This is a genomic window from Frigoribacterium sp. CFBP 8751, from assembly GCF_014841545.1.
Lineage (GTDB): Bacteria > Actinomycetota > Actinomycetes > Actinomycetales > Microbacteriaceae > Frigoribacterium.
The window spans coordinates 1-14,039 of sequence record NZ_JACYUB010000006.1; the positions used below are offsets into that span (position 1 = coordinate 1).

General features: G+C 72.0%; 13 protein-coding genes. 3 read left to right on the plus strand and 10 right to left on the minus strand.

Going from position 1 to position 14,039, the window contains the following annotated elements; genetic code table 11:
• Positions 1-386: 386 nt before the first annotated feature.
• From IFT88_RS13655 to IFT88_RS13675, 5 genes are all read right to left on the minus strand, one after another.
• Positions 387-1,403 carry a putative sulfate exporter family transporter gene (locus IFT88_RS13655; RefSeq protein WP_192121207.1) on the minus strand — a complete coding sequence of 339 codons (1,017 nt, stop codon included), beginning with the start codon at positions 1,401-1,403 and terminating at the stop codon, positions 387-389.
• A gap of 9 nt (positions 1,404-1,412) precedes the next feature.
• Positions 1,413-2,183 (minus strand): fumarylacetoacetate hydrolase family protein, encoded by a 771-nt coding sequence (locus IFT88_RS13660; protein ID WP_043593169.1) that lies wholly within the window; start codon positions 2,181-2,183, stop codon positions 1,413-1,415.
• On the minus strand, positions 2,180-3,313 hold the full coding sequence (locus IFT88_RS13665; protein ID WP_054146213.1) for a branched-chain amino acid aminotransferase: 1,134 nt from the start codon (positions 3,311-3,313) through the stop codon (positions 2,180-2,182). Before IFT88_RS13665 ends, IFT88_RS13660 begins: the two co-directional genes overlap by 4 nt.
• 8 nt (positions 3,314-3,321) lie before the next feature.
• A complete protein-coding gene (locus IFT88_RS13670) occupies positions 3,322-4,407 on the minus strand; it encodes a 3-isopropylmalate dehydrogenase (RefSeq protein WP_056229759.1) in 1,086 nt (361 codons plus the stop codon).
• A gap of 119 nt (positions 4,408-4,526) precedes the next feature.
• Entirely contained in the window at positions 4,527-6,071 is a 1,545-nt protein-coding gene (locus IFT88_RS13675) for an MFS transporter (protein WP_056229761.1), read from the minus strand.
• A 142-nt stretch (positions 6,072-6,213) separates the two neighbouring features.
• Here IFT88_RS13675 and IFT88_RS13680 point away from each other — a divergent pair, with 142 nt between their 5' ends.
• Positions 6,214-6,780 carry a TetR/AcrR family transcriptional regulator gene (locus tag IFT88_RS13680; protein ID WP_043593162.1) on the plus strand — a complete coding sequence of 189 codons (567 nt, stop codon included), beginning with the start codon at positions 6,214-6,216 and terminating at the stop codon, positions 6,778-6,780.
• 71 nt (positions 6,781-6,851) lie between these two features.
• On the opposite strand, the gene IFT88_RS13685 is transcribed toward IFT88_RS13680, so the two are convergent.
• The 4 genes from IFT88_RS13685 to IFT88_RS13700 all read right to left on the minus strand — a co-directional run bounded on the left by IFT88_RS13685 (position 6,852) and on the right by IFT88_RS13700 (position 10,165).
• Entirely contained in the window at positions 6,852-7,913 is a 1,062-nt protein-coding gene (locus IFT88_RS13685) for a beta-propeller fold lactonase family protein (protein WP_192121209.1), read from the minus strand.
• The gene (locus tag IFT88_RS13690) at positions 7,910-8,269 is read right to left on the minus strand and encodes a chorismate mutase (protein ID WP_082452693.1); all 360 of its coding nucleotides are present in this window, start codon (positions 8,267-8,269) and stop codon (positions 7,910-7,912) included. The genes IFT88_RS13685 and IFT88_RS13690 overlap by 4 nt, the downstream gene beginning before the upstream one ends.
• A gap of 119 nt (positions 8,270-8,388) precedes the next feature.
• Positions 8,389-8,814: an organic hydroperoxide resistance protein gene (locus IFT88_RS13695; protein ID WP_043593160.1), complete on the minus strand. Its 426-nt coding sequence runs from the start codon at positions 8,812-8,814 to the stop codon at positions 8,389-8,391.
• A 64-nt stretch (positions 8,815-8,878) separates the two neighbouring features.
• Complete coding sequence (locus IFT88_RS13700; RefSeq protein WP_043593159.1) at positions 8,879-10,165, minus strand: adenylosuccinate synthase; 1,287 nt, start codon at positions 10,163-10,165, stop codon at positions 8,879-8,881.
• Positions 10,166-10,331: 166 nt separating this feature from the next.
• Between IFT88_RS13700 and IFT88_RS13705 the strand changes: the two genes are divergently transcribed.
• Together IFT88_RS13705 and IFT88_RS13710 are read left to right on the plus strand one after the other, a co-directional pair.
• Positions 10,332-11,810 (plus strand): xylulokinase, encoded by a 1,479-nt coding sequence (locus tag IFT88_RS13705; protein ID WP_192121211.1) that lies wholly within the window; start codon positions 10,332-10,334, stop codon positions 11,808-11,810.
• A gap of 61 nt (positions 11,811-11,871) precedes the next feature.
• Positions 11,872-12,594, plus strand: coding sequence for a metal-dependent transcriptional regulator (locus IFT88_RS13710; RefSeq protein WP_043593155.1), 723 nt, complete (start codon positions 11,872-11,874; stop codon positions 12,592-12,594).
• 174 nt (positions 12,595-12,768) lie between these two features.
• On the opposite strand, the gene IFT88_RS13715 is transcribed toward IFT88_RS13710, so the two are convergent.
• Positions 12,769-13,989 carry an ROK family protein gene (locus IFT88_RS13715; RefSeq protein ID WP_192121213.1) on the minus strand — a complete coding sequence of 407 codons (1,221 nt, stop codon included), beginning with the start codon at positions 13,987-13,989 and terminating at the stop codon, positions 12,769-12,771.
• Positions 13,990-14,039 lie beyond the last annotated feature (50 nt).

A 14,039-nucleotide genomic window follows, 5' to 3' on the forward strand; every position in this document is an offset into this window, starting at 1 on the left:
AGGGTATAATTTGGCATTTGACAATGTGCACGCTGTTGAGTTCTCAAGGACCAAACGCACCCGAAACCCGGCCCATGAAGACCATCGCCCGAAGCATTTCTGTAACCTTTTGCACTGACCGATGATGTCGAGTTCGTGCCGAAGTCCCTTGCGGAACGAGCCGTAACTCTACATCACTTTGATCAGTGTTCGCAACTCGCTTGGTCCGAGGCTGTGAAGCAACTCGAGGACTTGGAAGTTGGTCCCGCTTGAGGGCCGGGGAAGCTTCGCTCCGCCGCACCTTTGGGGTGACGAGGGATTACTTTACGCAGCCCCCGACGGATATGGCCAAATGTGCTGCATCCCGGGCGTGTCGCGCGTGACGTCCCGAAGAGGGGAAGGGGCTGCTACCCCAGGGGCAGCACGAGCACGGCGCCCAGGGACACCGAGGCGATGACGATCCACGAGGCCAGGCCCACGAGGAAGGCGCGACCACCGGTGCGGACGAGGCGCTCGAGGCGGATGCCCGACCCGAGGCCGACGAGCGCGAGCCCGAGCATGACCGACTGGACCGTCCCCGCGGTGGCGAGCAGCGCCTCCGGGACCGGCACCACCGTCCGGACGACGACCGCGACGGCGAAGCCGACGACGAACAACGGCACGATGGGCGGTCGGGTGCCGGCGCCGTCACCCCGTCGGCGGACCACGGTCGACGTGATCGCCACGATCGGCGCGAGCATCAGCACCCGCGTGAGCTTGACGATGACCGCGATCGCGAGTGCGGTCGCTCCGGCGGTCTGCGCCGTGGCGACGACCTGACCGACGTCGTGGACGCTCGCTCCGACCCAGGCTCCGAACTCGAGGTCGGTGAGACCGACCCACCCGCCGACCAGGGGCAGGACGGCGATCGCGAGCGTGCCGAACAAGGTGACGAGGGCCACGGGGGTCGCCGCGTCCTTGCCCCGGTCTCGGGTGACGGCACTCATCGCCCCGATGGCCGACGCCCCGCAGATCGAGAAGCCGGCCGCGAGCAGGAGAGGCTGGTCGCCGGGGAGTCGGGCCCATCGGCCGAGCAGGTAGGTGACACCGAAGGTGATCGCGAGGATCGCGATCACCACGACGACCGTCACCCACCCGAGACCGGCGACATCGATCAGGCTGAGCTGGAGGCCGAGCAACACGACGCCGATGCGCAACAGTCTCTTGGAGGCGAGGGTCAGTCCGGGCTTCCAGCTGCCGTCGAGCACCGGACGGAGGGGCCGGACCTGGGCGACGGCGATGCCCAGCAGGACGCACCAGGTCAGGACGGGCACCGCCGGCAGCACGAGATGCAGGCCCCACGCCACCCCGTACGCGGCCCCGGCGACGAGGAGCCCCGGCACCAGACGCGCGGGCGAGGGCGTGTCGACGGCGCCGGGGCTCACAGGACGGACCTAGACCCGGTTCTTGGCGGGGTTGATCAGCGAGCCGAGGCCCGAGATCGCGACCTCGACGGTCTGGCCCGACGTGAACGGACCGATGCCGGCGGGCGTGCCGGTCAGGATGACGTCGCCGGGCAGAAGGGTGAACACGTCGGTGACGTACTCGATCAGCTCGGGGATCTTGTGGATCATCTGCATCGTCGACTCACGCTGCATGACCTCGCCGTCGACCCGGGTCTCGATGGTGGCGTCCGCCCAGTCGAACTCGTTCTCGATGTAGGGCCCGAGCGGCAGGAACGTGTCGTAGCCCTTGGCGCGGGTCCACTGGCCGTCGGCGTTCTGCACGTCGCGGGCCGTGACGTCGTTGGCCACGGTGTAGCCGAAGACCACGTCCTGGTAGTCCTCGGCCTTCACGCGCTTGGCGATCGAGCCGATGACGATGGCGAGTTCACCCTCGAAGTCGACCCGGCCGACGTCGGGCGGCAGCTGGATCGAGTCGCCGAAGCCGATGACCGTCGTGTTGGGCTTGAGGAACAGGACGGGCGCCTCGGGCGCGGACTGGCCGAGCTCGTCGGCGTGGTCCTGGTAGTTCAGGCCGACCCCCACGACCTTGGAGCGCGGGATGACCGGCGCCAGCAGTTTGGCCTGACGCAGGGACACCCGCTCGCCCGTCGTCTCGTACCCGCTGTACATCGGGTCACCGGCGAGGACGATGAGCTCGCGCTCGTCGACGATGCCGTAGCGGGGGTCTTCTCCGGGCGTGGCGAAACGGGCGATCTTCACGCGTCGAGCCTAGTCATCCAGCCGTGGACGTCGGGACGCCGGCCGTACTGGATGTCGGTCAGCTCTTCACGCAGTGACATGGTCAGTTCGCCGCCGGACGCGGCAGGCGACCCGATGTGGATGCCCTCACCCTTGAGCTCGGCGATGGGGACGACGACCGCGGCCGTGCCGCAGGCGAAGACCTCGACGATGTCACCGGACTCGACGCCGTCCCGCCACTCGTCGATCGTCACGCGACGGCGTTCGACGCGGTGCCCCCGGGCCTCGGCCAGCTCGAGGATCGAGTCGCGCGTGATGCCCTCGAGGATCGAGTCGCTGTCGGGCGTGACGAGGGTGCCGTCCTTCTTGACGAGCACCACGTTCATGCCGCCGAGTTCTTCGATGTAGTTGCTCTCGGACGAGTCGAGGAAGAGCACCTGCTGGCAGCCGTTCTCGTAGGCCTCTTGCTGGGGAAGCAACGACGACGCGTAGTTGCCGCCGGTCTTGGCGGCACCCGTGCCGCCCTTGCCGGCGCGGGCGTAGTTCGTGGTCAGCCAGATCGAGACGGGAGAGACGCCGCCGCTGAAGTAGGCGCCGGCCGGGCTCGCGATGACGTGGTACGACACCTCGTGCGCGGCCCGGACCCCCAGGAACGCCTCGGTGGCGATCATGAACGGTCGCAGGTAGAGGCTCGTCTCGGGGGCCGACGGCACCCACCCGAGATCGGCCCGGACGAGCTGGCGGACGGACTCGACGAAGTCGTCCGTGCTGAGCTCGGGCAGCGCGAGTCGGCGGGCCGAGCGCTGCAGGCGGCGACCGTTGGCGTCCGGCCGGAACGACCAGACCGAGCCGTCCGCGTGCCGGTAGGCCTTCATGCCCTCGAAGATCTCTTGCGCGTAGTGCAACACCGACGCCGACGGATCGAGCTGCAGCGGACCGTACGGGTGGACGGACGCCGCGTGCCACCCGTCGGCGAGGGTCCACTCGATGGTCACCATGTGGTCGGTGAAGTGCTTGCCGAAGCCGGGATCGCTGAGGATCGTCTCGCGTTCGGCGTCGTCGCGAGCCGTCTCGGACGGCGTCAGCTCGAACTGCAGCGGGAAGTCGGCCGAGTCGTCGGTCGGGGCGGAGACGTTGTCGGTGGTGGTCATGATGCCCTTCAGGCGGAGGCAGACGGGGACAGGGTGCGCACGCGGTCGGCGATCGCCGTGCCGATCTCGGCCGTGCGGCGGGCGGGGACGGACGCGTCACGCGAGGCGCGGTCGGCGATGTCGGCGTCGACGGCCAGGGTGACGCGGGCCGCCGCGTCGGACAGGCCGAGGTGGTCGAGCAGGAGCGCGACCGAGAGGATCGCCGCCGTCGGGTCGGCCTTCTGCTGACCGGCGATGTCCGGAGCCGAGCCGTGCACGGGCTCGAACATGCTCGGGAAGGCGCCGTCGGGGTTGAGGTTGCCCGAGGCCGCGAGCCCGATGCCGCCGCTGATGGCGCCGGCGAGGTCGGTGAGGATGTCGCCGAAGAGGTTGTCGGTGACGATGACGTCGAATCGGGAGGGGTCGACCACGAGGTGGATGGTGGCCGCGTCGACGTGCTGGTAGTCGACGGCGACGTCGGGGTACTCGGTGGCCACGGCGTCGACGGTGCGCTGCCAGAGGCTGCCCGAGAACACGAGCACGTTGGTCTTGTGCACGAGGGTCAGGCGACCACGACGGCTGCGGGCCTTCTCGAAGGCGAAGCGCACCACGCGCTCGACGCCGTATGCCGTGTTGACGCTGACCTCGTTCGCGATCTCGTGCGGCGTGCCCTGCCGCAGCACGCCTCCGTTGCCGACGTAGGGGCCCTCCGTGCCCTCGCGCACGACGACGAAGTCGACCTCGCCGGGCGCCGAGAGGGGCGAGGCGACGCCGGGATAGACCTTGGTCGGGCGCAGGTTGACGTAGTGGTCGAGGGCGAAGCGCAGCTTCAGCAGCAGGCCGCGCTCGATGATGCCCCCGGCCAGCCGCGGGTCGCGGGGGTCTCCGCCCACCGCGCCGAGCAGGATCGCGTCGTGCGAGGCGACGGCCGACAGGTCGTCGTCGGTGAGGATGTCGCCCGTCTCGAGGTAGCGTGCCGCACCGAGCGAGAACGTCGTGACGTCGAAGGCCGCGTCGTCGCCCGCCGCGACCTCGAGCACCTTGAGCGCCTCGGCGACGACCTCGGGGCCGATGCCGTCTCCGGGGATGGCGGCGAGTCTGACGGTGCGGGGCATGGTTCTCCTGGCGTCTCGGGGGGGGGCTCGCCACACTTTACCCGTGGGCAGTAGGGCCGCGCGGGCCGGGCGGCCGGGTCGGTCCACCCGTGCCGGGGTGGCCCGGCACGGCCCGGGCCTCAGTCGGCCGAGGAGGCGCGGCGGAGGGTCGTGAGCGCGACCACCACCGCGGCGACCATCACCAGTGCCCCGACCCCGGCCGTGGCGACGAGGCCCTGGTCGAAGGCGTCGGTGGCGGCGCGCAGCAGGGGCCCGGCGAGCGACTCGGGCAGCCCGTCGGAGACCGCCACCGCGCCTCCCAGGGTCTCGCGGGCGGCCTCGCCGGCCTCGGCGGGGACGCCGGCGGGGACGACGAGTGCACCCCGGTAGATGGCGGTGAGCATGCTGCCGAGCACCGCGGTGCCGAGCACGGCGCCGACCTCGTAGGCGGTCTCGGACACGGCGGAGGCCGCCCCGGCCCGGTTCGCGGGCACCGCCGCGATGATCAGGTCGTTCGAGATCGTCTCGGCAGCGCCCACGCCCAGACCCACGAAGGCGAAGGCCACGACGAACACGACCACCGGGGCCCCGGCGCCGGTGGCGAAGACCGCCCCGTAGGCCAGCGCGGCGGAGGCGAGGCCGATCGCGACGATGGTGCGCGGGCGCAGCCACCGGACGACCCGCACGACGCCGAGACCGGCGAGGATCATGACGACGAGGCCGGGCACCAGCGTCAGCGCGGCCTGCAACGGCCGCAACCCCACGACGAGCTGCAGGTGCTGGGTCGTGAAGAACAGGAAGGCCACGAGCGCCACCACGGCGAGCAGGTTGACCATGACCGAGCCGGCGAACACCGGGTTCGTGAAGAGCCGCACGTCGAGCAGCGGACGCGGGCGGGCGAGCTGGCGCCTGACGAACAGCCAGCCCGAGCCCACTCCCACCACGGCCAGGGCGGCGACGGGCCAGACGAAGCCGTCGGTCGCGAGCAGCTTGATCGCCGCCACGACCGGCGCCATGGCCGCGAGCGACAGCAGCACCGAGAACGGGTCGGCGGGCCCCGGCGCGGGATCGCGACTCTCGGTCAGCAGCAGCGGGCCGGCGATCAGCAGGGGGACGAGCACGGGCACCGCGATGAGGAACACCGAACCCCAGGCGAAGTGCTCGAGGAGCACGCCGCCGACGATCGGGCCGAGGGCCGACCCGGCGGCGAAGCCCGAGGCCCAGACGGCGATCGCGAGCCGGCGCTGCTCTCGGTCGAGGAAGGTGCTGCGCAGCAGCGAGAGGGTCGCCGGCATGATCATCGCGCCGAAGAAGCCCAGCACGGCTCGTGCCGTGATGAGCTGCTCGGCGCTCGTGGAGAACGCTGCGAGCACCGAGACGACGGCGAATCCGCTCGCACCGATCAGCAGCAGCTTGCGGCGGCCGAACCGGTCGCCCATCGACCCCATGGCCACGAGCAGGCCGGCGAGGACGAGCGAGTAGACGTCGACGATCCAGAGCTGACCTGCGGCGCTCGGCTGCAGGGCGGTCGAGATCTCGGGCAGCGCGAAGCTCAGCACCGTGTTGTCGACCGAGACGAGCAGCACCGGCAGCATGAGCACGACCAGCGCGGCCCACTGTCGTCGGCCGGCACGCGGCGGGACGCCGGTCGGGGTCGTGGCGGTGACGGTGGCGGGGCGGGTCATGGCGTTCTCTCGCGGTCGGTGGAGCGGCGGGTCGGTCGATGGTGCGCCACCGCCGTGCGTCGGCGGCCCGACGAGGGCAGGAGGCGCGCGTGCCGACCGTCCGGACGGTACAGTTACACCGTCCAGACGGTACAGTAACAGAATGAGCCCTCGACCGTCAGCCCGGGAATCGATGCTCGACACGTTCGAGACGCTCGTCGTCGACGACGGCGAACGCGCCGCGACCTTCGACGCCGTGGCCGCTGCGGCCGGAGTCTCGAAGGGCGGCCTGCTCTACCACTTCCCCACGCGCGAGGCACTGGTCGACGCCCTCGTCGACCGCCTCACCGCACTGCTCGACGACGACGTCGCGGCGATGACCAGCGCACCGGAGGGCGTCGTGGACTACTTCGTCCGCACCTCGTCACCCGCGGCCATCCCGGCCGACGACCCGCTCGACCGCTGCATCACCGCCGTCTCGAACCTCGCGTCGAGCGGACGCCACCCCCGGGCGCTCGAGGCCCTCACCGCCATGCAGTCCCGCTGGCACCAGGTCGTGCTCGACGCCGTCGGCGACCCCGCGGTCGCCCGGGTGGTGTCGCTCGTGTCCGACGGGCTCTACTTCACGCCGCGGCCCTTCTCACCGGTGGACTCGGGCGGCGACCCGCGCCACGACACGTCGATCGACGACGTCATCGCCGTGCTGCAGCGGCTCGTTCCGCGACGCTGACCCGCGCCTCCTGCGGCCCGGTCAGACGGCGACGATGCAGGCGGGGCTGACCCGCGCCTCCTGCGGCCCGGTCAGACGGCGACGATGCAGGCGGGGCTGCCGAGGGTGAACAGGTCGACGGGAGCGCCGGGCAGACCGGTCGTCTCGTCGAGCGGCAGCACCGAGACGGTGTCGGAGCCCTGGTTGGCGCAGTAGAGCAGGCCGTCGGCGATGGCGAAGTGTCGAGGCCAGTCGCCACCACAGGGCACCTGCCCGACCAGGCGGAGCCGCGACGGCTCGCCACCGTCGGAGCCGCCCTCGGCGTCGACCGAGGTCTCGAGCACGCTGATCGTGTCGCGGCCGCGCGTGGCGACGTAGACCCGCGAGCCGTGCACGGCCAGGTGCGACGGGAGGTCGCCCCGCTCGTTCGGCTCGCCCTCGACGACCGCCACCGAGTACGGGATGACGAGCTCGTCGCCCTGGCGGCGGACGACGTACAGCCGGGCGTCGAGCTCGCCCACGACGAGCAGGTCGTCGCCGAGCCAGGCGAGGTGTCGCGGGCCCGAGCCGGGGGGCATCGGGTGGACGGCGACGATCGACGGCTCGAGCGTGACGACGTCGACGGCGACCTCGATCAGTCGGTCGGTGCCCAGGTCGCTGACCAGATGCGTGCCCCACGGCGTCGCGACGACCTGGTGGGCGTGCGGCCCGCCCTGGCGATCGGCGACCGGGCCGGAGCCCGACGGGAGCGCGACGGTCGCGGTGACGCGCGCGGGATCGGTGGCCTCGGAGCTCAACACCCCGAAGGTGCCGCCGACGTAGTTCGCGACGAGCAGGGCGTTCGAGGCCGGGTCGTGCGCGATGTGGCAGGGCGAGGCACCGCCGGACGCGGCGACGCCGGCCTCGACCAGGCGGCCCGCCGCGATCGTGTACGACAGCACACGGCCCTCGTTCGTCTCGGCGACGGCGTGCAACGCCCCCTCGGTGACGACCAGGAACGACGGGTCGTCGGCCTCGACGACCTGCCCGGCCTGCCAGCGCCCGTCGGCCCGCGACCGCTCGAGGACGGTGATGCCGACGCCGTGGCCACCGCTGACCGCGGTATACGAGCCGACGTAGAGGCGCGTCGGGGCGGACGGGTCGGGGTCGCTCACGCGCGGCCCGCCGTCGGGTCGTCGCCCGCGGCGATGCGCTCGTGGTGGTGGATTACCTCGGCGACGATGAAGTTCAGGAAGGACTCGGCGAAGGCCGGGTCGAGGCGGGCCTCTTCGGCCAGGCGGCGCAGGCGCTGGATCTGCACGCGCTCACGTTCGGGGTCGCTCGCCGGCATGCCCGCCGCCGCCTTGAGCAGGCCGACGGACTGCGTGTACTTGAACCGCTCGGCGAGCATGTGGACGAGGGCGGCGTCGATGTTGTCGATGCTCTGGCGGATGCCCGCGAGTTCGTCGATCGCGCCCTGGTCGGCCGAGCTGAGGGGGCTGTCCGCCCCGAGAGGACTGTCGAGTGCCATGCCCCGACCCTATCGGCGCGCCCGTCGGTGAGACCACCGACGGACCGCCCACGCACGAAGGAGGCGCGTCCCGCTCTCGCAGGACGCGCCTCCTTCAGGCCGGGTCGGCCCGGGTGGGTTCAGTCGACCAGCGTGAGCGTGACCTCGACGTTGCCGCGCGTGGCGTTCGAGTACGGGCACACGTGGTGGGCGGCGTCGGCGAGCTCTTGACGACGCTCGGGGTCGACGTTCGGGGTGTAGATGTCGAGCTCGACCGCGAGGCCGAACCCGCCCTCGCCGTTGCCGCCGATGCCGACGCTCGCCGAGACCTCGGCGTCCTTGGTGTCGACGCCGAGCTTCTTGCCCGCGCCGTGCATGGCGCTGAGGAAGCAGGCGGCGAAGCCCGCGGCGAACAGCTGCTCGGGGTTGGTGCCCTCGCCGGAGCCACCGAGTTCTTTGGGGGGCCGCGTGTCGAAGTCGAGTCGGTCGTCTTCGCTGCGGACGTGGCCGTCACGACCCCCACCGGTGGCGTGGGCGATGGCGGTGTAAGCGATGTCGAGTGTCATGAGGAGAAGACCATACCTAGATTCTGGGAGTTGGCTCGGTGGCGGGTGAGTATGGTAGCGCGGCTCAGCCCAGCAGGTCGTGACGCTGCACGATGGCATCCCGGCCCGGGCCCACGCCGATCGCCGAGATGCGGGCGCCGCTCATCGCCTCGACGGCGAGCACGTAGTCCTGCGCGGCCTTCGGCAGGTCGTCGAAGTCGCGGGCCCCGGTGATGTCTTCGGTCCAGCCGGGGAACTCTTCGTAGATGGGCGTGGCGTGGTGGAAGTCGCTCTGCGAGACGGGCACCTCGTCGTGGCGGACGCCGTCGACGTCGTAGGCGACGCAGACCGGGATCGTCTCGAGGCCCGTGAGCACGTCGAGCTTGGTGAGCACGAAGTCGGTCACGCCGTTGATCCGCGCCGTGTAGCGCGCGATCGGGGCGTCGTACCAGCCGCAGCGGCGAGGACGGCCCGTGGTCGTGCCGAACTCGAAGCCGTTGGCCCGGAGGAACTCGCCCGAGGCGTCGAAGAGCTCGGTCGGGAACGGCCCGGCGCCGACCCGGGTCGTGTACGCCTTGACGATGCCGATGACGCGCTCGATCCGGCCGGGCCCGATGCCCGAACCGGTCGAGGCGCCTCCTGCGGTGGCGGACGACGAGGTGACGAACGGGTAGGTGCCGTGGTCGACGTCGAGCATGGTCGCCTGGCCCGCCTCGAAGAGGACGGTCTTGTCGGCCTCGAGCGCCTGGTGGATCTCGAGCGCCGTGTCGGCGACCATCGGCTTGAGTCGCTCGGCGTACGACAGCAGCGACTCGACGACCTCGTCGACCTCGATCGCGCGACGGTTGTAGATCTTGACCAGCAGGTGGTTCTTCTGGTCGAGGGCCGCCTCGACCTTCTGCCGCAGGATGCCCTCGTCGAAGATGTCCTGCACGCGGATGCCGACGCGGTTGATCTTGTCGGCGTAGGTCGGGCCGATGCCCCGACCGGTGGTGCCGATCTGGCGCTTGCCGAGGAAGCGCTCGGTCACCTTGTCGAGGGTGCGGTGGTAGTGCGTGATGACGTGCGCATTGGCGCTGACCCGCAACCGGGAGACGTCGATGCCGCGCGCGATCAGCGCGTCGAGCTCGTCGAAGAGCACCTCGATGTCGACGACGACGCCGTTGCCGATGACGGGCGTGACGCCCGGCGAGAGGATGCCGGAGGGCAGCAGGTGCAACGCGTACTTCTGGTCGCCGATCACCACGGTGTGGCCGGCGTTGTTGCCGCCGTTGAACTTGACGACGTAGTCGATGCGGCTCGACAACAGGTCGGTGGCCTTGCCCTTGCCCTCGTCGCCCCACTGGGCTCCGATGATCACCACTGCTGGCATGGGTTTCTCCTCATGTCGGGGAACGCACCGGGTGAGGTGCACTTGAGTCTACCGACAGGCTCGTCCGGGCCGCCCGGACGGTCGGGGACCCGCCGAGGAGGCGCGGCGCGAGACCCACGGAACACCCCCGGTGGCCATTTGTGGTCACGTACGACAAACTGTGCCCATGAGTCTCGTCGCCGGGGTCGACTCATCGACCCAGAGTTGCAAAGTCGTCGTCCGTGATCTCTCGACGGGCGAACTCGTCCGGCAGGGGTCGGCAGGGCACCCCGAGGGCACCGAGGTGCCCCCGGCCGCCTGGTGGGAGGCACTGCTCGCGGCGATCGCGGACGCCGGCGGACTCGACGACGTCGCCGCGCTCTCGGTCGCCGGTCAGCAGCACGGCCTCGTCGCCCTCGACGCCGAGGGACGCGTCGTGCGCGACGCCCTGCTCTGGAACGACACCCGCAGCGCCCCGGCGGCCCGCGACCTGATCGACGAGCTCGGGGCCGACGAGTGGGCCCGACGCACGGGCTCCGTCCCCGTCGCGTCGTTCACCGCGACCAAGCTGCGCTGGCTGCGCGACGCCGAGCCCGAGAACGCAGCGCGAGTCGCCGCGGTGGCCCTGCCGCACGACTGGCTGACCTGGCGCCTCCTCGGTTTCGGCCCTGCCGACGAGAGCCCGCTCGGACCCGACCTCGACGCCCTGGTCACCGACCGCTCGGACGCCAGCGGCACGTCGTACTGGAGCCCCACCGACGAGGCGTACGACCTCGACCTGTTCGAGCAGGCCTTCGGCCGCGGGGCACGCGAGGCCACCGGCTCCCCCGCGGGCGACGACGACCGCATCGTGTTGCCGCGGGTGCTGCAGGCCGACCGGGCGGCCGGGACGACGGTCGCGGACGGCCCCGTGCCCACCGGCATCGTGGTCGGGGCCGGTGCGGGCGACAACGCCGGCGCTGCCCTCGGCCTCGACGCCACGGTCGGCGACCTCGTCATCAGCATCGGCACCAGCGGCACGGCCTTCGCCGTCACCGACCGGCCCGTGACCGACCCCAGCGGCACGGTGGCCGGCTTCGCCGACGCCGCGGGCGGCTACCTGCCCCTGATAGCCACGTTGAACGCGGCCCGGGTGCTGTCGTCGATCGGCGGGCTGATCGGCGTCGACCACGACGAACTGGCCCGCCTGGCCCTCGCGGCCGAGCCGGGCGCCGGTGGCGTCACGCTCGTGCCCTACTTCGAGGGCGAACGCACCCCCGACCTGCCCGACGCCACCGCGACGCTCTCGGGCCTGACCCTGGCGAGCTCGACCCGCGAGAACCTGGCCCGCGCCGCCGTCGAGGGCATGTTGTCGGCGCTGTCCGACGGTGCCGCCGCGGTCCGCCGTCAGGGCGTCGAGGCGACGCGGGTCCTGCTCATCGGCGGGGCGGCCCTCAACCCGGCCGTGCAAGAAGTCGCGCGGCAGGTGTTCGACCTGCCCGTGGTCGTGCCCGAGCCGGGCGAGTACGTCGCCGACGGTGCGGCACGGCAGGCGGGCTGGGTCCTGTCGGGGACGCGACCGGCCTGGGCTCCGGCGACCAGCGCCTCCTTCGCGGCCGACCTGCGACCCGCCGTCGGCGAGCGCTACCGGGCCGCGCAGGGTCTGGGGTCGCTGCCGAGGCCCTGACGCCGGGGCACGGGGCCCGGGCGACGAAGGAGGCGCGGGTGACGCCGCCTAGGATCGGACCATGCCCAGCGACCCGGCCAGCACGCGCACGACCATGGCCGAGGACTACCTCAAGGTCATCTGGAAGGCCGAGGAGTGGGCCGAGGCCGGCAGCGACTCCGGCATCTCGACCAACGAGATCGCCGCCACGCTCGGCGTGAGCGCCTCGACCGTGTCGGGCAACCTGCGCAAGCTCGACCGTGACGGCTACCTCGACTACGAGCCCTACCGGCGCATCGCCCTGAGCGACCAGGGCCGGGCGATCGCCGTGTCCATGGTGCGTCGCCACCGCCTCATCGAGACGTACCTGGTCGAACGACTGGGCTACGGCTGGGACGAGGTGCACGACGAGGCCGAGGTGCTCGAGCACGCGGTCAGCGACCGGTTGCTCGACCGGTTCGACCTCGAGCTCGGACACCCCACGGCCGACCCGCACGGCGACCCGATCCCCTCGGCCGACGGCACGGTCGTGCGGCCTCCCGCCCACCCGCTGGGCGACTTCGTCGAGGGCGAGTGCGGCTTCGTCGTCCGCGTCTCGGACGACGAACCCGAGCTGCTGCGCTACCTCAGCTCGCTCGACCTGCGGGTCGGCGCGCACGTCCGCGTCGGCGAGCGTCGCGACTACGCCGGCTCGCTGCAGGTCGTGCTGACCGACGCGCACGACCGCGCGGTCGGCAGCGTCGAGCTGGCCGGCGTCGCCGCGGCGTCGGTGTGGGCGAACTCCGAACCGCACACGCACGCCTGACGCGGCGGCGAGCGGCCCCGGCTGCGGGCGGCCCCGCCTGCTCGCCTGCCCGCCTGCCCGCCTGCCCGCCTGCCCGCCACGAGGTAAACAACCCGCCACCCGTTTGCGTGGCGGGTTGTGTACTTCGTGTCGGGTCGAACGCCACGAGGACGACGGCAGGAGGCGCGGGTCGGGTCAGGAGGCGCGGGTCACGGACGCCGGGTCGGCCAGCACCTCGGCGAAGGCTAGTTCTGCGGCACCGATCGTCAGCCGGTCCACGCCGAGCGCGGCTCGGGTGATCCGCACGTCGTCGCGGGCGCCGGGCAGGGACTGACCGCGGACCCGCTCGGCGAGCCGGCCGGGGTCGGCCGCGTGCAGCGATCCGAGGAAGCCGCCGAGCACGATCAGCTCGGGATTGAACGAGTTGACGACGCCCCGCAGAGCGACGGCCAGGAAGTCGATCTGACGCCGCACCTCGACGGCCACGGACGAACCGGGACCGGCACCGGCGAGCGCCGCGTCGAGCTGGTCGGCCTGACCGCGGTCGAGTCCGGTGACGGCGAGCAGGCGCGCCTGCCCGACCTCGGTCTCGAGGCAGCCCACGGCGCCGCAGTGGCAGAGCTGACCGACCGAGTTGACGAGGGTGTGCCCGATCTCGCCGGCGAAACCACCCACGCCGGTCACCGGGCTGCCACCGATCAGGACTCCCCCGCCGACACCACTCGCACCGCCGTTCAGGAACACGAGGTCGTCGACGCCCCGCCCGGCTCCGAAGCGCCCCTCGGCGACCGCACCGAGCGACGCGTCGTTGGCGGCCTGCGTCGGCAACCCCGTCGCCGACGCGACGACCGCCGCGAACGGCTCGTCGATCCAGCCGAGGTGCGGGGCGAGGCGCACCACTCCCCCGTCGGAGCCGACCAGGCCGGGCACCGCGAGACCCACTCCGAGCACCCGCACGTCGGGAGACAGCGCGGTGGACCGCAGCTCGGCGATCACCTCGGCGGCGAGCGCCGCGGCCTGGGGCGCGCTGGGCACCCCGTCGGTCTCACGACGGACGCGGTGCTGCACGACGCCGTCGAGCCCCACGGCCCCGACCGTGACGGCGTCGATCTCGGGGTTGACCGCGATCGCGACGACACGGGGGCTCGGGGCCACGACGGGGCTGGGACGCCCGACCCGGTTGGTGCCGACCGGGTCGGTCTCGACGACGAGCCCCCGGTCGACGAGTTCGCCCACGAGCGCCGCGATCGTCGACCGGTTGAGCCCGGTCGCCTGCGTGAGGGCCGACCGCGAGGTGGCCCCGTCGGTGTGGACGATGCCGAGCACCGTCGCGAGGTTGTCGCGCCGGACCCGGTCGAACCGAGCACCGAGGTCGGGTGTCGCCTCGGTCTCGCCACCGCCCTGCTGTGTCGTCACGCCCCCACCCCTCCGTCGATCGAGGCTACCTCGACCTCGACGGGCGGCGC